Source organism: Ruegeria sp. E1 (assembly GCF_056534225.1).
Genome location: NZ_JBQFPE010000014.1, coordinates 60,050 through 79,008, shown reverse-complemented (window position 1 = coordinate 79,008; position 18,959 = coordinate 60,050). Strand labels below are relative to the sequence as shown.

Sequence of the window (18,959 nt, the reverse complement as noted above, 5' to 3'; positions counted from 1 at the left end):
GAACCGAGACTTTGTGTACGCGGCCTCAAGCCACTATGTAGGTGACACTGGGGGGCAAGTCCACAGCCCGGCGTATGGTAAAGGATAACGCAAATGTATCTGTTCTTGGCATTTTTATTGGTGCCCATCATCGAGATCGCGCTTTTTATCCAGGTTGGCGGTCTGATCGGACTGTGGCCGACGCTTGCCATCGTGGTTCTGACCGCAGTTTTGGGAACTGTTCTGGTGCGGACACAAGGTCGCATGGCCCTTGGTCAGTTGCAGCGATCCTTTGCCGAACTGGATGACCCGACCGAGCCTTTGGCCCATGGGGCAATGATCCTGCTGTCTGGCGCATTGCTGCTGACACCGGGGTTTTTCACCGATGCCATTGGATTTGCGTTGTTAATCCCGGCCGTGCGCATGGGCGTCTTCCGCTATTTGCGGTCCAAGGTCACGGTTTCCCATTTCCAGATGGGCACCGGCGCACAGTTCCGCACCGGCCCGGACATGCAGGGTCAGGGCGATATCATCGACGGCGAGTTTTCCGAGGTCAAACCCCGCCGCGACCCGTCAAAGCCTTCTAAATGGGTAGAAGGTCCGTGACCTGCATTGAGGTGCCCCGCCCAACTTGATAAGCAGTGGCGAAATTCATTTTTTGGAGACGTTCCATGGCCGAAGAAGACGCCAAAGAAAACACCGCGGCACAGGCCGCCCCTCAGGTCCAGATGCGTGTTCTGGGTCAGTTCATCCGGGATATGTCCTTTGAAAACGTGATGGCGCAAAAAGGCGTATCGGGCGAAGTGCAACCCGAGATCAACGTGCAGGTCAATCTTGACGCCAAGAAACGCGCGCCCGACCATCAGTATGAAGTTTCGATCAAGCTGAAGCTGACCTCCAAGGCAAAAGGCATGGAGGACGTTCTGTTCCTGTGCGAGATCGACTATTGCGGCCTGTTCCACGTGGAAGGTGTGCCCGAAGATCAGATGCACCCGTTCCTTCTGATCGAATGCCCGCGCATGTTGTTCCCGTTCCTGCGCCGCATCGTCAGCGACATCACCCGTGACGGTGGCTATCCGCCGGTCAATCTGGACAATATCGACTTTGTTGCGCTGTACCGGAACGAGTTGGCCCGTCGTCAGGCGGCACAGGCGCAAAAGACCGAAGCCTGATTTTCAGACCCGCGCCGGGCAACGCTCAGGCGCGGGTCCACAGGGCGTTTTCGCCCAGCTTTTCCACAAAAGCCTTGTGCGCTGCGCGCTCATCTTCGGTGATCTTTGACGCCAGCGGCGTCGGTCGTGCGGTTGCGCGCCAATCATCCTGCCCTGCCCCCGAGGACGCAGATGTAGACAAGCCGAAATCGGGCTGCCGCCCGCCAATCAGCTCAAGATAAACCTCGGCCAGTATTTCCGAGTCCAGCAAGGCCCCGTGCAATGTCCGGTCCGAGTTGTCGATATTGAACCGCCGACACAGCGCATCAAGTGATGCGGGTGAGCCGGGAAACCGTTTGCGCGCAATTGCCAGCGTATCCAGCGCCTGATCCATCGGAAGCTGCGGCAGACCCATCCATTTCAGCTCGGCATTCAGGAATTTCATGTCAAAGGATGCGTTGTGGATCACCAGCTTGGAATCCCGCACGAAATCAAGAAACCCCTGTCCCACATTGGCAAACACGGGTTTGTCCTTCAGCGTCACCTCGCCCTTTTCGGGCGGGCGCGGTGCTTCCAGCAGGTCCGGGCCAATACCATGCACGCCAAACGCCTCTTCAGGCATCGACCGTTCGGGGTTGATATAGACGTGATACGTCTCACCCGTGGCCACATGGTTCCACAGCTCAACCGCGCCAATTTCGACAATTCGATCCCCGCTTTCGGGATCAAACCCCGTGGTTTCGGTATCGAGTACAATTTCACGCATCTGCCAGTCCCGCCCGTATCTGCCTGACCACATCCTGCACCTGCGCGCGGGCGTGGTCCAGCGTATCTGTGACGATCACATAGTTCGACCGCGCGCATTTCTGGTCATTTGGCATCTGTTTTGCACGGATTTGTTCGAACTGAGCCTCGGTCATGGTGCCGCGTTCCAGAACACGGCGCTTTTGCTCGTCCGAAGGTATCGATACGCAGGCCACGGCGTCCATCGTGGCATCTCCGCCGGTTTCAAACAGCAAGGGAATGTCGAAAACCAGAATATCCGCTGTGGCACGTTCCCGGAAAGCCGCGCGGTCCTGTGCGACCAAGGGATGAACAATGCGTTCAATTGCTTTCAAAGCCGTTGGATCATCTGAAATAATCCGTTTCAACACCTCACGACTGACGACCCCGTCAAGGACAGCCTCGGGAAACACAGCCCGGATTGGATCGACCGCATCACCACCAGCGGCATAAAGCCGATGAACGGCAGCGTCCGCATCCCACAGCGCGCAGCCTTCGTCGACGAACATCTGCGCCGTGGTGCTTTTGCCCATACCGATAGACCCGGTCAGACCCAGCGCAAAGCTCATGCCAATGCCGCCGCGCGTGTTTCCGCGTCAACTTCGGGTCGCAGGCCAAACCAACGCTCAAACCCCGGCACCGCCTGATGCAGCAACATGCCCAATCCATCGACCGTCGTGCATCCCGCATCTTCGGCCTGTTGCAAAAGGCGGGTTTTCAAAGGTGCATAGACCAGATCCGTTACCACCGTTCCCGGTTGCAATCCGTCTAGCGGCACGCGCAGTTCCGGCTGCCCCTGCATCCCCAGAGACGTTGTGTTGATCACAAGCTCGGCATTTTCGATCACGTTCCCGGCCTGCACCCAATCGACTACGGTGATACGCTGACCAAATTCTTCCTTCAGGTGATCGGCGCGCGCACGGGTACGGTTGGTCAGCAGAATCTCGGGTACGCCTGCATCGGCCAGCGCCCACAGAACGGCGCGCGCCGCGCCGCCTGCACCGAATACAACCGCCGGACCATCCGGCGGTACCCAATCCGGGGCACCGGCACGCAGGTTCTCCATAAACCCATAGCCGTCGGTGTTGTCCGCATGGATCGCGCCATCTTCGCGAAACACCAGCGTATTCGCAGCCCCAATGACCGACGCACGATCTGACACATGATCCGCCAGACGCAGCGCGGCCTCTTTATGCGGAATCGTGACATTGGCCCCGACAAAGCCAGCCTTTGGCAGGGTCCGTATCACGCCTTCGAATTCGGCAGGTGCTACATCCATGGGCACGTAATATCCTGACAAACCGTGCTTTTTCAGCCAATGCCCATGCAGCTTAGGCGAACGAGAATGCGCCACGGGATGCCCGATGACCCCAGCCAGCGGGATAGAATGGTCCGTCATTGATCGATTACACCTTTCACAGCCAGATAATTCAGCAGCTCTAACAGAGGCAGCCCCAGGACATTAAAGTAATCGCCTTCGATGGCAGCAAAAAGGCGAACGCCTTCTTCTTCAAGCTTATAAGCCCCCACCGCTTGACGGAGACTATCCCAGTTACGGGCGATGTAATCACGCAGATAGGCGTCCGAGCTAGCACGCATCCGCAACCGGACTTGCCCGACATGACGCCAGATCGGCTCACCATCCTGATAGATCACGGCGGCCGATAGCAGCATATGCCGCTTGCCACGCATCATCTTCAACTGCGCCAGCGCATCCTCGGGCGTCTGTGGCTTGGACAGCAGATGACCCTCGAAATCCAGCACCTGATCACAACCCAACACCATCGCACCGGGCATCTTGTCACTGACCTTGCGGGCTTTCATCTCGGCCAGCGTGTCGGCAATATCACGGGGCGTCGCACTCTCGGCCAACAGAGCGCGTTTGGCGGTGTCTTCATCGACACGCGCGGTCTGAACCGTAAACGGCACGCCCGCATTCGTGAGCAGCTGCGCGCGGATCGATGACCCCGAGGCAAGGATGATGGGGACAGACATGTGGAAAACCCCCTGAGCAAATCGTTGAGCGTTCTAGGATGGTTTGTATGGTTTTCCGGTTGACACGCAAGCCCGGGAATTTCGCGAAAATCTTCTGCGAGTCGTTCGACATCGATCCTGAATGCATAAGGATAAGTCTGCGAGGGGGGATAACCCATCTGTCCGGACTTACCCAAAATGTTATCCCCAGATTTCCTGTCATTGAAACATTATAAACCATTGTTTAAATTATATTTTTATAACTCGTGCCAGTATTGGCGTTCTTCGGAAGATCGCTTTTCCACTTGGGGAAAAGCCCTGAGTAAAAAAGTAATCCACGGTTTTTGCTCACCCTACAAAACCATCATCCTTTTTCTTTTCTTATTTTTTTATTAGGGAAGACCTGACCAAAGCGCCGGAGCCGGAATGACTGATTTTCTTTTCACCATTTACCCTTGGGTGAAGTCGCTGCACATCATGGCTGTCATCGCTTGGATGGCGGGGTTGTTTTACCTGCCCCGGTTATTTGTATATCACGTCGAAAAGGCCCAGTCTGTCGACGGGGCACAGCAAATATTCTTTGAAATGGAAGAAAAGCTGTTACGCGTGATCATGCGCCCGGCGATGATCGTGACATGGGCGTGCGGGCTAATCATGGTGTTCACACCGGGCATCGTCGGATGGGATTGGACCTGGCCTTGGGTCAAAGGTGCTGCCGTGATCGGCATGACATGGTTTCATCACTGGCTGATGGCCCGACGCAGGGATCTGGCAGAGGGACGAAATAAGCTCACAGGGCGGCAGTATCGCCTGATGAACGAGGTACCGACCGTTTTGATGGTCATCATCGTTCTGGCGGTTGTTCTGAAGTTCTGAGGCGTGGTTTGACTCCGATGTCTGCCGCGCTTATGTAGGGATCAACGCGCCCGTCCGGGTGAAGTATTTTCCAAGTTCAAAATCTGCAACGCGCCGCACGCATCGCGGCCGAGGTCCGTATCATCATGACAACCGAATCCCTGAATCTGGCCGATCTCAAGGCCAAAAGCCCCAAAGACCTTTTGGCGATGGCCGAAGATCTGGAAATCGAAAACGCCTCGACCATGCGCAAGGGCGAGATGATGTTCCAGATTCTGCGCGAACGCGCCGATGAGGGCTGGACCGTCGGTGGCGACGGTGTGCTTGAGGTGCTGCAGGATGGCTTTGGCTTTCTGCGCTCGCCCGAGGCGAACTATCTGCCCGGTCCGGATGACATCTATGTCTCACCCGACATGATCCGCCAGCACTCGCTGCGCACCGGCGATACGGTTGAAGGTGAGATCAAAGCGCCCGACGACAATGAGCGTTACTTTGCGCTGACAAAGGTCACAAAGATCAACTTTGAAGATCCCGAAAAGGCCAAGCACAAAATCCTGTTCGACAACCTGACGCCGCTGTACCCCGATGAGCGTCTGAAGATGGAAATCGAAGATCCCACCATCAAGGACAAGTCGGCCCGTGTGATCGACCTTGTCTCGCCCATTGGTAAAGGTCAGCGGTCGCTGATCGTCGCGCCGCCGCGGACCGGTAAAACCGTGATCCTGCAGAACATCGCGCATTCGATCGAACAGAACCACCCCGAGTGTTACCTGATCGTCCTGCTGATCGACGAGCGCCCGGAAGAGGTGACGGACATGCAGCGCTCGGTGAAAGGTGAGGTTGTGTCCTCGACCTTTGACGAACCCGCCACGCGCCACGTGGCCGTGTCTGAAATGGTGATCGAAAAAGCCAAGCGTTTGGTCGAACATAAACGAGATGTTGTTATTCTTCTGGACTCGATCACAAGACTTGGTAGGGCCTTTAACACTGTCGTCCCATCTTCGGGTAAAGTTCTGACTGGTGGTGTGGACGCAAACGCGCTGCAACGACCCAAGCGTTTCTTTGGTGCGGCTCGGAATATCGAAGAGGGTGGATCGCTGACCATCATCGCGACCGCGCTGATCGATACCGGCAGCCGGATGGACGAAGTGATCTTCGAAGAATTCAAAGGTACCGGTAACTCGGAAATCGTTCTGGATCGCAAGATTGCAGACAAGCGCGTGTTCCCTGCCATCGACATCCTCAAATCCGGTACCCGGAAAGAGGACCTGCTGGTCGACAAGGGCGATCTGGCCAAGACATTCGTACTGCGTCGTATCCTCAACCCGATGGGCACGACCGACGCCATTGAGTTCCTGTTGTCGAAGTTGAAACAGACCAAGACAAATGGCGAGTTCTTCGATTCGATGAACACCTGACACAGGTCTTAACTGACGCGAGGCCTTCGAATGGATACGATATTCGCCTTGGCCAGCGCACAGGGCAAAGCAGGGGTGGCGGTCATCCGCCTCTCTGGCCCTATGGCGCATTCTGCAGCCTCAGCCTTGGCCCGAAAAGACCTGGCCAAGCGGGGCATGGCATTGTGCACGCTGCGCGATGCAGATGGTGCGCGGCTGGATGACGGACTGGTTCTGACATTTGCCGCGCCGGCCAGTTTTACCGGTGAGGATGTTGCTGAGTTGCAGATACATGGCAGCACGGCGTCGGTTGATGCGGTGCTTCGATGTTTGTCTGACACCGATGGTTTGCGATTGGCGGAACCCGGGGAATTCACGCGGCGGGCGTTGGAAAACGGCAAGATGGACCTGACCCAGGTCGAAGCTCTGGCCGATCTGATCGATGCCGAAACCGAGGCGCAGCGCAAGCAGGCTCAGACCGTTTTAACAGGTGCCTTGGGATCATTGGTCGAAAACTGGCGGCGCAACCTGATCCGCGCGGCGGCATTGCTAGAGGCGGTGATCGACTTTGCCGACGAAGAGGTTCCAACCGACGTGACGCCAGAGGTACGTGCGCTTATGTCCGGTGTGATAACCGATCTGAAGAAAGAGGCGCAGGGCGTGCAGATTGCCGAACGTATTCGCAACGGCTTCGAAGTTGCCATTGTCGGCCTGCCAAACGCAGGCAAGTCGACCTTGCTGAACGCTCTGGCCGGAAGAGAGGCGGCGATAACATCAGACCATGCCGGGACAACTCGCGATGTGATAGAGGTTCGGATGGATCTGGCTGGGTTGCCGGTCACGTTGCTGGATACAGCCGGTTTGCGCGATACGGATGATCACGTCGAAAGCCTGGGCGTTGAACTGGCGCGAAAGCGGGCAGAGGCGGCGGATCTGCGCGTATTCCTGTCAGAAACCCCCGATGAGCTGGGTGTGAACATTCAGGATGACGATATTCGGGTCACTCCAAAAGCCGACCTTAACCCCGATGTGCAAAATGGGATTTCGGGTAAGACAGGGCAGGGGATTGAACAGCTAATATCCAACATATCGCGTGTGCTGACCCAAAGAACCACAAGCCATGGTATCGCGACGCGTGAACGCCACCGGATTGCCATGACCAAAGCGATCGAGGCTTTGACGGCAGCGCAATCGGTTCTGGAATCAGGTCCGGATATGTATGATATCGCAGCGGAAGAGTTGCGGACGGCCATTCGGGCCCTGGAATCTCTAGTTGGTCGAATAGATGTTGAGACATTGCTGGATGAGATTTTCTCCAGTTTCTGTCTGGGGAAGTAAGGAGTGTTTCACGTGAAACATTCAAAGTTTGATGTCCTGGTCATAGGTGCTGGACATGCCGGAACCGAAGCAGCCCATGCCGCCGCGCGGATGGGCGCGGTCACGGCCTTGGTCACGCTGTCTGAACGCGATATCGGGGTTATGTCATGCAACCCGGCAATCGGCGGATTGGGTAAAGGGCATCTGGTTCGCGAGATCGATGCGATGGACGGCGTCATGGGCCGTGTCGCGGATCAGGCTGGAATTCAATTCCGGCTGTTGAACCGGCGTAAAGGGCCTGCAGTTCAGGGCCCCAGGGCGCAAGCCGACCGCGCCCTGTATCGGGCCGCGATGCTGATAGAAACGCAAAGGCAACCGAACCTGTCCGTGATCGAAGGCGAGGTGGTTGATTTCCTGATGGATGGTCAGCGTGTCGGTGGGGTTACGCTTGCAGATGGATCTGAGGTTCCGTCGCAAACTGTTATCCTGACCTCTGGTACGTTTCTGCGTGGCGTCATTCATATCGGTGACGTTTCGCGCCCCGGCGGCCGCATGGGCGATCGCCCGTCCGTAAAATTGGCTGAGCGGTTGGATGGGTTTGACCTGCCTATGGCGCGTCTGAAAACCGGTACACCGCCGCGTCTGGATGGACGCACAATCGATTGGGACAGCCTGGAGCGGCAGGATGGCGACGATGAGCCCACACTGTTTTCATTCTTTTCAAAGCAGGTGACGGCGCCGCAGATTGCCTGCGGGATTACGCATACGAACGCGCGAACCCATGAGATCATCGCCGAAAATCTTTCAAGATCAGCGATGTATGGCGGGCATATAGACGGCGTCGGCCCCCGATATTGCCCGTCGATCGAAGACAAGATCGTGCGGTTTGCTGACAAAGACTCTCACCAGATATTTCTGGAGCCGGAGGGCGTCAATGATCACACGGTCTATCCCAACGGGATTTCCACATCGTTGCCCGAGGATGTTCAACAGGACTATGTCCATTCGATCAAAGGCCTGGAGGATGCCGAAATCCTTCAACCGGGCTATGCCATCGAATATGACTACGTCGATCCGCGTGTTCTGACAGCATCCTTGTCTGTGCCGGATATCCCAGGCCTGTATCTGGCCGGTCAAATCAACGGAACCACGGGATATGAGGAAGCGGCTGCACAAGGGCTTGTGGCCGGGTTAAACGCAGCCCTTGCAAGCCAAGGCCGTGATCCACACCATTTTACACGCTCGGACAGCTATATCGGCGTGATGGTTGACGATTTGACAACCCGCGGGGTGATCGAACCCTACAGGATGTTTACCTCGCGCGCAGAATTTCGCCTGTCTCTGCGCGCCGATAACGCCGATCAGCGTCTGACATCGATTGGGATCGGATTGGGATGTGTAGGTGATCCCAGGCGTGCGGTTTTCGAAGAAAAAATGGAAAAGCTGTCCGATGCGAAGTCCAACCTGACGCATGACTCCTTTACGCCGAAAGAAATTCGAGCAGCCGGGATAAACATCAATCAGGATGGCAACCGCCGGAATGGCATGGATGTTCTTGCGTTTCCGGATGTGAGTTTTGAGGACATTGTCCCTCTTGTTCCCAATCTCGAAGCAACCGAACCCGAAATCCGTCGCCAGATCGAACGGGATGCTTTGTACGCCAACTATATTGAGCGCCAGAATAGAGACGTTGAAGCGATGAAACGGGATGAGGCGCATCAGATTCCGCGGGATTTCGACTATTTTGCGCTGGATGGCCTGTCGACAGAGATGAAGCAAAAACTCTCGAAGGCACAGCCTGAAAATATTGCGCAGGCCAGCAGGGTGGAAGGTGTGACTCCGGCTGCGTTGACGTTGGTGCTGGCCAAATTGCGGCGTGGACAGAAAGCACGCAAAGCATGAGCGTGAACGTCAGCCCAGAACTGAGGGATATGAATGTTTCACGTGAAACATTTGAAAGGCTGTCTAGATATGCAGATCTGGTCGCCCGCTGGAATCCCCGGATAAACCTTGTTTCCCGAAACAGCCTGACCGAACTATGGACGCGTCATATTCTGGATTCCGTGCAGGTATTTCGATGTTCGGAACATGCGGATCATTGGGTGGATCTGGGTAGCGGGGGCGGCTTTCCGGGGCTGGTTTGCGCCATCATGGCGATTGAAGAATCTCCAAATACCCGGTTCACGCTGGTGGAAAGCGATCAACGAAAATCCGCCTTCCTAAGAACGGTTGCGCGCGAATGCAATGCGAAGTGCACAGTAATTTCCAAACGGATTGAGGCAATTGATCCGCTAAATGCCGACATATTATCAGCTCGGGCGCTGGCGGATCTGACGACGCTTATTTCTTTTTGTGACAGACATTTAGACAAGTCTGGCGTGGCCTTGTTGCCGAAAGGCGAGAATTGGAAAAAAGAGCTTTCCGATGCCCGGGAGGGTTGGAATTTTCAGGCAGAGCCGATTACAAGTTTAACTGAACCCAAAGCCGTTATCCTGAAGGTTAAAGGAGTTACTCGTGGTTGATCTGTCTCGTCCTGCCGGGCCCCGGATAATTGCGGTAGCCAATCAAAAAGGTGGGGTGGGGAAGACCACGACAGCGATCAACTTGGCCGCAGGCCTTGCCGAGGCCGGATGCAGGGTTCTGGTTGTTGATCTGGACCCACAAGGCAACGCTTCAACCGGGTTGGGTGTCGAAGATCGGGACTGGACGACCTATGATTTGCTTTTGGATGACGCGCCGCTTGAGGCTGTTGTGCAGGACTCCGAGATAGAAAATCTGCTTGTCGTACCCGCCACGGTGGATCTGAGTTCGGCAGACATTGAGCTGATCTCGAATGAAAAGCGCAGTTATCTGTTGCATGACGCTTTGCGGCAGACGGCCATTGATGCCTTCAATCTGGATTTTGTGCTGATCGATTGCCCGCCTTCGCTGAACTTGCTGACAGTGAATGCGATGGTCGCTGCCCACTCGGTGCTGGTCCCGTTGCAAAGCGAGTTTTTCGCGCTCGAAGGGTTGTCGCAGTTGATGTTGACCATCCGCGAGGTGCGTCAGACAGCGAATCCGGACCTGAGAATCGAAGGTGTTGTGTTGACGATGTATGACAACCGCAACAACTTGTCCCGTCAGGTCGAAAAGGATGCGCGTGACAATCTGGGTGAGATGGTATTTAAAACCAAGATACCCAGAAATGTCCGGGTCAGCGAAGCACCATCCTATGCGCTTCCTGTCTTGCAGTATGATTCAGGATCATTGGGGGCGATGGCGTACCGGCATTTGGCGCGGGAAGTCATCTACAAAAACAAAGTAGCCGCCTAAAGCGGCCGACAGGAGGGCGATATGAGCGTCAGAAAAAGCAAACCTCGGGGGTTGGGGCGTGGATTATCTGCTCTGATGGCAGATGTTACGCCCGAAAGTGACGGGCGTATCGCATCCGAACCGCGGCGCCCTGATATGACGGTCCCGATCGAAAAACTGCGTGCCAACCCGAACCAGCCACGCCGGACCTTTTCGCAGGATCAATTGGATGAGCTTGCATCCTCGGTCAAGGAAAAGGGCATCATTCAGCCTCTGATCGTTCGTGCCATTCCGGGCGGTGAGTACGAAATCGTAGCCGGAGAACGACGCTGGCGTGCTGCGCAAATGGTGCAGCTGCATGATATCCCGGTTATCGTGCGGGAATTCGACGATACCGAAGTTCTCGAAGTTGCGATCATCGAAAACATTCAGCGCGCCGACCTGAACGCGGTGGAAGAGGCTGCCGGATACAGGCAATTGATGGAGCGTTTTGGCCATACGCAAGAGAAATTGTCAGCGGCATTGGGCAAAAGCCGCAGTCATATCGCCAATTTGATGCGCCTGCTTTCTCTGCCGATGGACGTTCAAACCCTTGTTATAGAAGGAAAACTTTCTGCTGGTCATGCACGGGCGCTGATCACGGCAGAAAACCCGTCAGAGCTCGCGAAACAGGTCGTACGCGATGGCTTGTCGGTGCGAGCCACCGAGAACCTTGTCAAAAAGCAGAACCAACCCGCCGGAGATCACCCGGCTCCGAAATCCAGAAATCTGAATGCTGGCAAGGACGCTGACACCCGCGCCTTGGAAAAGGATCTGTCGGCGATTTTGGCCATGAAAGTCTCAATCAATCACAAGCCTGGCAGTGAGACCGGGCAGGTGGTTCTGACCTATGAAAATCTGGATCAGCTGGATGATCTCTGCGCCAAGCTCAGCCGTTAGGGCGTGTCCAGATAAAGATCATGACGCAGCCCAACGTGATTGCTTGAATGATCAGAACATGAGACGGCAGCGATAGCACAACAGACAATCCAAACACGACGGCAACTGAAACGGTTGCCGCCTTTTTTGCGGCAGGTCGGATCGCGCCCGAGTTCTGCCAGTCCAGGATCATCGGTCCAAATGTACGGTGCGTGATCAGCCAGTTGTGCAGTCGCGAGGATGACCGCGCGAAGAAAAATGCGGCAAGCAGCAGAAACGGAACGGTCGGCAACAGAGGCAGGACGATCCCGACAAAGGCGAGCGCCACGCATAGTATTCCCAGCCCTGCCCAGAGATATTGCATCGATTACCCCAGCAATTCCCGGATCACGGCGTTCAACACTGCACGACCGTCTTTGGTGGCGATCAGGCGATTGTCACAACGCGCAACCATGCCATAGCTGATCAGATCGTCAATCACCTTGGTGGATAGGGGCGTCTCGGACAGCGCATTAAATCGATCTATATTTAGCCCCTCAGAAACACGAAGACCCATCATAAGGTATTCATTCGCCTGATCTTGCGGTTTCAGAGCGGCGCGGGTTTTTTCGCCACTGCCGGTTTCCACGGACGTTAACCAAGCATTGGGGGACAGAAAGGTCTCTGTCGCCCACTTTTGCCCATTAATGGTGATCCGACCATGTGCGCCGGGGCCGATGCCGACATAGTCCCCATAACGCCAATAGATCAGATTGTGCTGCGATTCCGCGCCGTGCCGGGCGTGATTTGAAACCTCATAGGCGGGCATCCCGTGGCTTTCGCAAATCTCCTGCGTCGCCAGATACATGTCGGCGGCGTTGTCGTCTTCGGGCAGGCCGCGCAGCTTGCCGACAGCATAGCGGTCACCGAAGGCGGTGCCTTCCTCGATGGTCAGTTGGTAGAGCGACAGGTGATCGACGGCCATGGACAGCGCCTCGGTCAGTTCCGCGCGCCAGTCGCTCAACGTCTGATGCTGACGGGCATAGATGAGGTCAAAGCTGACCCGGTCGAAGCAGCTGCGTGCAATGTCGAAGGCTGCGCGCGCCTCGGCAACCGAATGGATGCGGCCCAGACGGCGCAGGTCGTCATCGTTCAAAGCCTGCACACCCATCGAGATACGGTTCACACCCGCGTCGCGATAGGCAGCAAAACGACCAGCCTCGACCGAGCCGGGATTGGCCTCCAGCGTAATTTCCATATCATTCGCGGGGCGCCACAGTGCGCGGGCCGTGTCAACGACGGCAGCGACAGTGTTCGGGTCCATCAGCGAGGGCGTGCCGCCGCCGAAAAAGATGGTGTTCAAAACCCGGTCAGGGGTTTCCGTGGCCGAGCGTTGCAGTTCGTTCAGATACGCGTCAAGCCATTGTTTTTGATCTATATTTCGCGAAACATGGCTGTTGAAATCGCAATAGGGGCACTTGGCCTCGCAAAAGGGCCAATGCACATACAGGCCAAAGCCCCCGTTGCGCCAATCATCCGCCAAAGCAGCCCTTCACGAACATCTCCACCGCGCGGCCGCGATGGCTGATCTTGTTCTTTTCCCAGCGATCCATTTCCGCAAAGGTAATGTCGTGGCCCTCGGGGACAAACATCGGGTCATAGCCGAACCCGCCTTCGCCCCGGATCGGCCAGACCAGATGGCCGGGGGCGATGCCCTCGAACACTTCGTCATGACCGTCGGGCCAGGCCAGCACAAGCGTGCTGCGGAATTGCGCGGTGCGGGGGTGGGGGGCGTTTTTCGCCTCAAGCTCAGTATGCGCGCGGGTCATGGCCATCAGGAAATCACGGCCATTCCCGGTTTCAGCCCAGTCAGCGGTGTAGACACCGGGCGCACCGTCCAGCGCGTCGATGGTGATGCCGGAATCATCAGACAGGGCAGGCAGGCCGGTTGCTTGCGCGGCGGCGTGGGCCTTGATCCGGGCGTTGCCGACAAAGGTATCCTCGGTTTCTTCGGGCTCGGGCAGGTTCATGTCGCCCGCGCCCACCACGGTCACACCAAAAGGTTCGAGCAGATGCGCGACCTCTTCCAGCTTACCTTTGTTATGGGTGGCGACCAGCAGCCGGTCGCCATCAAACTTGCGGGTCATGCGGTGGCGGCTTTCTGGGCCGCGGCCAGTTCACCGACGCCTTTTTCCGCCAGATCCATCAGTTGGTCCATCTGCGCGCGGCTAAAGACTGAACCTTCGGCGCTCATCTGCACTTCGATCAGCTTGCCCGAGCCGGTCATGATGAAATTGCCATCCACACCGGCCTCGCTGTCTTCGGGGTAATCCAGATCCAGCACCGGCTGGCCCGCGTAGATGCCACAGGATACGGCGGCGACCGGATCGACCAGCGGGTCCGAGATCACGTCACCCGCTTTCATCAGCTTGTTCACCGCCAGACGCAGCGCGACCCAGCCGCCGGTGATCGAGGCGCAGCGTGTGCCGCCATCGGCCTGAATGACATCGCAGTCGACGGTGATCTGTCGTTCGCCCAAAGCGACCCGATCAACGCCGGCCCTGAGGGCACGACCGATCAGGCGTTGGATTTCGACAGTGCGACCGCCTTGCTTGCCACTGGCGGCCTCGCGCCGCATCCGGGTATTGGTCGCGCGCGGCAGCATTCCATATTCGGCAGTGACCCAGCCCAGACCCGAGCCTTTGATGAAGGGCGGCACGCGGTCCTCGATCGTTGCAGTGCACAGCACATGGGTGTCGCCCATCTTGATCAGGCAAGACCCTTCGGCATGTTTGGTGAAACCTGTCTCGATGGAAACAGCGCGCATTTCGTCTAGATTACGTCCTGAGGGTCGCATGGGCATTCCTTTATTTGCTGGCTTGGGGATACCGCTCCGTGGCGCTACGATGCAACCCCGATTGACCTTTCATGTGCCTGCTATTTAATGACACCGGCAGGGGATACGGATGAGCGAAGCGAGTAAAATTCTGAACGAGATGAACGACCGGTCGCGCGAGGTGTTCCGGCTGATCGTCGAAAGCTATCTGGACAGTGGTGAGCCGGTGGGCAGCCGCACTCTGACCCGCACCCTGTCCGAAAAGGTCAGCGCCGCCACCGTGCGCAACGTGATGCAGGATCTGGAGTTTCTGGGTCTGCTGGACAGCCCCCATGTCAGCGCGGGTCGGATACCGACCCAGCAGGGGTTGCGCATGTTTGTCGATGGCTTGTTGGAAATGGGCGATCTGGGCGCGGATGACCGGCAGAAACTTGACGAGACTTTAGGCTCTAACGCTGGCGATGTGGGCGGAATGCTGGATCGTGTAGGCTCGGCCTTGTCGCACGTGACACAAGGGGCGTCGCTGGTTCTAACGCCCAAGCACGAGGCCGAGATCAAGCATATCGAGTTCGTTTCGCTGGGACATGACCGGGCTTTGGTGGTTCTGGTGTTTTCGGACGGGCATGTTGAAAACCGCCTTTTTACGCCGCCGCCTGGGCAGACGCCTAGTTCCATGCGCGAGGCGGCGAATTTCCTGAATGCGCTGATCGAAGGCCGGACGCTAAGCGAAGTGCGTCGTCAGATGCTGACCCAAATCGACGCGCGCAAGCAGGAAATCGATATTCTGGCCCGCCAGATGGTCGAAAGCGGTATGGCCGCCTGGGACGGAGATGGCGCCGACTCGGCCCGTCTGATCGTGCGTGGGCGTGCGAATCTGTTGAATGAACCGGGTCAGCAAGAAGAGCTGGACCGCATTCGCACCCTGTTTGATGATCTGGAGCGCAAACGCGATATCGCCGAATTTCTGGAATTGACCGAAGAAGGCGAGGGTGTGCGCATTTTTATCGGCTCTGAGAACAAACTTTTCTCACTTTCGGGTTCCTCTTTGGTGGTCTCTCCATATATGAACGCTGATCGTAAGATAATCGGTGCGGTCGGGGTTATTGGCCCCACACGTCTGAATTATGGACGGATCGTACCAATCGTGGATTATACGGCGCAACTGGTCGGCAAGCTGATATCCGACCGGAGCTAGAGGGTAAGAAATGGCAGAGCCCAAGAACGAAGAATTTCTGGACGATATCATGTCCGCCGAAGCAGAAGAACTGGCCGAGGAAATCGCCGAGATCAGTGAAGAAGCGCTGGAACTGGATGAGCTGCGGGCGCAGCGGGATGAATACAAAGACCGGTTCATGCGCGCACTGGCGGATGCCGAAAATGCGCGCAAGCGCGGCGATAAGGCACGTCGGGATGCGGAACAATATGGCGGGTCCAAACTGGCGCGCGATATGCTGCCCGTTTACGACAACATGAAACGCGCGCTTGAGGCCGCAACGGATGAGCAGAAAGAGGTTGCTGCCGGTCTATTGGAAGGCGTTGAGCTGACCATGCGGGCGCTGAAGGATGTATTCCAGAAACATGGGATCGAGGTGATCACGCCCGAAGTTGGTGATCGGTTTGATCCGAATGTGCATGAGGCGATGTTTGAAGCGCCGGTGCCGGGGACGCGCGCAGGGGATATCATTCAGGTGTCTGCAGAAGGGTTCATGTTGCACGACCGGCTGCTGCGACCGGCGCAGGTTGGGGTATCTTCAACACCAGCGAGCTGATTGGCCTCTGCGAGGCCAAGCCTTCGGCGAGAGTATTTTTGAAAAGATGAAGGGGCGGTCAGTATCTGGCCGCCTCTTTCAGTTTGTAGATCAGGTCAAGCGCGTCACGGGGGCTGAGGTCGTCGGGGAGGATCTCATTCAGCATATCCGTGACGGGTGAGGTCTTGGGCGCAGGCGGTGGTGGTGGCGCGGCTGAGAACAATGGCAGGTCGTCGATCAGCGCTTTTTGTTTGCCACCTTCACGTTCAGTTTTTTCCAGTTGCTCAAGGACGGTGCGGGCGCGGTCGACCACTGTTGCGGGCAAACCCGCCAGTTGCGCGACTTGAACACCGTAGGAGCGGTCGGCCGCGCCTTTGTGAACTTCATGCAGGAAGATGACCTCGCCTTCCCATTCCTTGACGGCGACGGTTGCGTTTTCGACACCTTCCAGCTTGCCGGCCAAAGCGGTCAGTTCGTGATAGTGCGTGGCGAACAGCGCCCGGCATTGGTTTGCGGCGTGCAGGTGTTCCAGCGTGGCCCATGCGATCGACAGGCCGTCATAGGTGGCGGTGCCGCGTCCGATTTCGTCAAGGATCACCAGCGCGCGGTCGTCGGCCTGATTGAGGATGGCGGCGGTTTCGACCATTTCGACCATGAAGGTCGAGCGGCCCCTTGCCAGATCGTCCGACGCGCCGACGCGGCTGAAAAGCTGGCTGATGATACCGATATGGGCCTGTTCCGCCGGAACGTAGCTGCCCATTTGGGCGAGAAGCGCGATCAGGGCGTTCTGGCGCAAAAAGGTGGATTTACCGGCCATGTTGGGGCCGGTCAGCAACCAGATGGCGGCCCCGTCCTCGGCGCTCAGGTCGCAATCGTTGGCAATGAAGGCATCGCCTGATTGCTGGCGCAGCGCGTGTTCGACCACTGGGTGGCGACCGCCCTGAACGTTGAAAGCGCGAGAGGTGTCGACCTGTGGACGGCACCAGTTTTCACCGCGTGCCAGATCGGCGAGTGCGGTGGTCAGATCCAGTTCGGCCAACCCTCGGGCCGCTTGGTTCAGGCGGGCGGCTTGTGCCAGAATTTCATCAGAAAGCCTTTGATAGAGCCGTTTTTCGATCTCAAGCGCCAGGTTACCTGCGTTCAGAATGCGGGTTTCGATCTCGGACAGTTCGACGGTCGTGAAGCGTACCTGATTGGCGGTGGTCTGGCGGTGGATGTAAGTTTCGCTGAACGGCGGGTTCAGCATTTTCTCGGCATGGGTTGCGGTGGTTTCGATAAAGTAACCCAGCACATTGTTATGCTTGATCTTCAGCGAGGTGATGCCGGTGTGTTCCGCGTATTTCTGTTGAAACCCGGCGATGACCGAGCGGCCTTCGTCGCGCAGGGTGCGCGCCTCGTCCAGGTCTGCGTCATAGCCAGGTGCGATGAAACCGCCGTCGCGGGCCAGCAAGGGGGGCTCGGCCACAAGTGCCTCGTCGAGCAGGTTTAGCAGGTCGTCAAAACCGACAAGGTTTTGCAGCGCCGTGGTCAGCAGAACCGGCAGGTCTCGCCCATCGCAAATCCCGGCAATCGCGGCGGCTTGGGTTAGCCCGTTGCGGATTGCGGCCAGATCACGGGGGCCGCCGCGGTCCAGGGACAGCCGTGACAAGGCGCGGTCCAGATCGGGGGTTTTGCGCAGGGCCTCACGCAGATCCGAAGTGGTCAGGCTGTCCTCAGTCGCAAAGCTGACGGCGTCCAGCCGGGCGTGGATCACGTCCAGATTGCGGGACGGGCTGGACAGTCGCTGTTCCAGCAGCCGCGCGCCGCCGGGCGTGACAGTACGGTCAACCACCGATAGCAGCGATCCGGCGCGGCCCCCTGACAGGGATCGGGTCAATTCCAGGTTGCGGCGCGTGGCAGCGTCGATCTGGACGACACGGTCCTCAGATTCCTTCAGAGGCGTTTGCAGCAAAGGCAGTTTGCCTTTCTGCGTAATCTCTAGATAGTCGATTAATGCGCCCATTGCGGACACTTCGGCACGTCCAAAGGTGCCGAACGCATCCAGTGCGCCGACGTTGAACAACGAACAGATGCGTTTTTCCGCCGCCGTGCTATCGAAACTGGCGCGCCCGATGGGGGTGAGCGAAATGCCCAGATCGCGCACCGTTTCATTCAGTGCCTGTTCCATCCCATCGCCGACGATCAGCTCGGACGGGGCCAATCGTGCCAGTTCAGGACTAAGCCGCACGGATGTCAAATACATTACATGAAACGCCCCGGTCGAGATATCGGCCCAGGCCAGCGCTGCCTCATCGCGAACCTCGGCATAGGCGGCCAGAAAGTTGTGGCGGCGGGCCTCAAGCAGCGCATCCTCGGTCAGCGTGCCGGGCGTCACCAGACGCACAACATCGCGCCGAACCACTGATTTAGAGCCTCTTTTCTTCGCCTCAGCCGGGCTTTCCATCTGTTCGCAAACGGCGACACGGAACCCTTTGCGGATCAGCGTCAGCAAGTACCCTTCAGCGGCGTGAACCGGAACGCCGCACATGGGAATATCTTCGCCATTGTGCTTGCCGCGTTTGGTTAGCGCGATATCCAGCGCCTCGGCGGCGTTGACGGCATCTTCGAAAAACATCTCGTAGAAATCGCCCATTCGATAGAACAGCAGGGCGTCGGCATGGGCCTCTTTGATCTCAAGATATTGCGCCATCATCGGCGTGACTGTGGACAAAAGCGGCCCCCTTCCGGC

At 57.3% G+C, this 18,959-nt stretch carries 20 protein-coding genes; 11 read left to right on the top strand and 9 right to left on the bottom strand.

Annotated elements, in window-relative coordinates; translation table 11 throughout:
• Positions 1–93: 93 nt before the first annotated feature.
• Both ACR0FG_RS17080 and secB read left to right on the top strand, forming a co-directional pair.
• On the top strand, positions 94–585 hold the full coding sequence (locus tag ACR0FG_RS17080) for an FxsA family protein (protein ID WP_480894198.1): 492 nt from the start codon (positions 94–96) through the stop codon (positions 583–585).
• A 65-nt stretch (positions 586–650) separates the two neighbouring features.
• Positions 651–1,151, top strand: coding sequence for a protein-export chaperone SecB (gene secB, locus ACR0FG_RS17075; RefSeq protein WP_170711184.1), 501 nt, complete (start codon positions 651–653; stop codon positions 1,149–1,151).
• Positions 1,152–1,176: 25 nt separating this feature from the next.
• Here secB and dnaQ read toward each other — a convergent pair whose 3' ends face one another.
• The 4 genes from dnaQ to ACR0FG_RS17055 are packed head-to-tail and all read right to left on the bottom strand — an operon-like array spanning position 1,177 to position 3,908.
• Positions 1,177–1,896: a DNA polymerase III subunit epsilon gene (gene dnaQ / locus ACR0FG_RS17070; protein WP_480894197.1), complete on the bottom strand. Its 720-nt coding sequence runs from the start codon at positions 1,894–1,896 to the stop codon at positions 1,177–1,179.
• A complete protein-coding gene (gene coaE, locus ACR0FG_RS17065) occupies positions 1,889–2,482 on the bottom strand; it encodes a dephospho-CoA kinase (RefSeq protein ID WP_480894196.1) in 594 nt (197 codons plus the stop codon). The genes dnaQ and coaE overlap by 8 nt, the downstream gene beginning before the upstream one ends.
• Positions 2,479–3,312 (bottom strand): shikimate dehydrogenase, encoded by an 834-nt coding sequence (locus tag ACR0FG_RS17060; RefSeq protein WP_480894195.1) that lies wholly within the window; start codon positions 3,310–3,312, stop codon positions 2,479–2,481. The genes coaE and ACR0FG_RS17060 overlap by 4 nt, the downstream gene beginning before the upstream one ends.
• On the bottom strand, positions 3,309–3,908 hold the full coding sequence (locus ACR0FG_RS17055) for a Maf family protein (protein ID WP_480894194.1): 600 nt from the start codon (positions 3,906–3,908) through the stop codon (positions 3,309–3,311). Before ACR0FG_RS17055 ends, ACR0FG_RS17060 begins: the two co-directional genes overlap by 4 nt.
• 405 nt (positions 3,909–4,313) lie before the next feature.
• Between ACR0FG_RS17055 and hemJ the strand changes: the two genes are divergently transcribed.
• The 7 genes from hemJ (at position 4,314) to ACR0FG_RS17020 (ending at position 11,689) form a co-directional block, all read left to right on the top strand.
• Positions 4,314–4,763, top strand: a complete 450-nt coding sequence (hemJ, locus tag ACR0FG_RS17050) for a protoporphyrinogen oxidase HemJ (RefSeq protein ID WP_480894193.1) — start codon at positions 4,314–4,316, stop codon at positions 4,761–4,763.
• Between the two features lie 125 nt (positions 4,764–4,888).
• Positions 4,889–6,160 carry a transcription termination factor Rho gene (rho, locus tag ACR0FG_RS17045; RefSeq protein WP_170711190.1) on the top strand — a complete coding sequence of 424 codons (1,272 nt, stop codon included), beginning with the start codon at positions 4,889–4,891 and terminating at the stop codon, positions 6,158–6,160.
• Between the two features lie 30 nt (positions 6,161–6,190).
• Positions 6,191–7,477, top strand: a complete 1,287-nt coding sequence (mnmE, locus tag ACR0FG_RS17040) for a tRNA uridine-5-carboxymethylaminomethyl(34) synthesis GTPase MnmE (RefSeq protein WP_480894192.1) — start codon at positions 6,191–6,193, stop codon at positions 7,475–7,477.
• A gap of 12 nt (positions 7,478–7,489) precedes the next feature.
• On the top strand, positions 7,490–9,358 hold the full coding sequence (gene mnmG, locus ACR0FG_RS17035) for a tRNA uridine-5-carboxymethylaminomethyl(34) synthesis enzyme MnmG (protein ID WP_480894191.1): 1,869 nt from the start codon (positions 7,490–7,492) through the stop codon (positions 9,356–9,358).
• Positions 9,355–9,978, top strand: a complete 624-nt coding sequence (gene rsmG / locus ACR0FG_RS17030; protein ID WP_480894190.1) for a 16S rRNA (guanine(527)-N(7))-methyltransferase RsmG — start codon at positions 9,355–9,357, stop codon at positions 9,976–9,978. Before mnmG ends, rsmG begins: the two co-directional genes overlap by 4 nt.
• Positions 9,971–10,771, top strand: a complete 801-nt coding sequence (locus tag ACR0FG_RS17025) for an AAA family ATPase (RefSeq protein WP_170711194.1) — start codon at positions 9,971–9,973, stop codon at positions 10,769–10,771. The genes rsmG and ACR0FG_RS17025 overlap by 8 nt, the downstream gene beginning before the upstream one ends.
• Positions 10,772–10,792: 21 nt before the next feature.
• Complete coding sequence (locus tag ACR0FG_RS17020) at positions 10,793–11,689, top strand: ParB/RepB/Spo0J family partition protein (protein ID WP_480894189.1); 897 nt, start codon at positions 10,793–10,795, stop codon at positions 11,687–11,689.
• Here ACR0FG_RS17020 and ACR0FG_RS17015 read toward each other — a convergent pair.
• Genes ACR0FG_RS17015 through rph form a run of 4 tightly spaced genes read right to left on the bottom strand, consistent with a single transcriptional unit; the run spans position 11,679 to position 14,504 of the window.
• Positions 11,679–12,032: a YbaN family protein gene (locus tag ACR0FG_RS17015; RefSeq protein WP_480894188.1), complete on the bottom strand. Its 354-nt coding sequence runs from the start codon at positions 12,030–12,032 to the stop codon at positions 11,679–11,681. The two genes, ACR0FG_RS17020 and ACR0FG_RS17015, sit on opposite strands and share 11 nt — an antisense overlap.
• A gap of 3 nt (positions 12,033–12,035) precedes the next feature.
• Entirely contained in the window at positions 12,036–13,190 is a 1,155-nt protein-coding gene (hemW, locus tag ACR0FG_RS17010) for a radical SAM family heme chaperone HemW (protein WP_480894187.1), read from the bottom strand.
• Complete coding sequence (gene rdgB / locus ACR0FG_RS17005) at positions 13,180–13,794, bottom strand: RdgB/HAM1 family non-canonical purine NTP pyrophosphatase (protein ID WP_480894186.1); 615 nt, start codon at positions 13,792–13,794, stop codon at positions 13,180–13,182. The genes hemW and rdgB overlap by 11 nt, the downstream gene beginning before the upstream one ends.
• Positions 13,791–14,504: a ribonuclease PH gene (gene rph / locus ACR0FG_RS17000; RefSeq protein WP_480498089.1), complete on the bottom strand. Its 714-nt coding sequence runs from the start codon at positions 14,502–14,504 to the stop codon at positions 13,791–13,793. Before rph ends, rdgB begins: the two co-directional genes overlap by 4 nt.
• A gap of 109 nt (positions 14,505–14,613) precedes the next feature.
• On the opposite strand from rph, the gene hrcA reads away from it, so the two are divergent.
• Together hrcA and ACR0FG_RS16990 are read left to right on the top strand one after the other, a co-directional pair.
• On the top strand, positions 14,614–15,678 hold the full coding sequence (gene hrcA, locus ACR0FG_RS16995; RefSeq protein ID WP_480894185.1) for a heat-inducible transcriptional repressor HrcA: 1,065 nt from the start codon (positions 14,614–14,616) through the stop codon (positions 15,676–15,678).
• A gap of 10 nt (positions 15,679–15,688) precedes the next feature.
• Positions 15,689–16,252, top strand: coding sequence for a nucleotide exchange factor GrpE (locus ACR0FG_RS16990; RefSeq protein WP_170711201.1), 564 nt, complete (start codon positions 15,689–15,691; stop codon positions 16,250–16,252).
• Between the two features lie 58 nt (positions 16,253–16,310).
• On the opposite strand, the gene mutS is transcribed toward ACR0FG_RS16990, so the two are convergent.
• Positions 16,311–18,923 carry a DNA mismatch repair protein MutS gene (gene mutS, locus ACR0FG_RS16985; RefSeq protein ID WP_480894243.1) on the bottom strand — a complete coding sequence of 871 codons (2,613 nt, stop codon included), beginning with the start codon at positions 18,921–18,923 and terminating at the stop codon, positions 16,311–16,313.
• Positions 18,924–18,959: the final 36 nt, after the last annotated feature.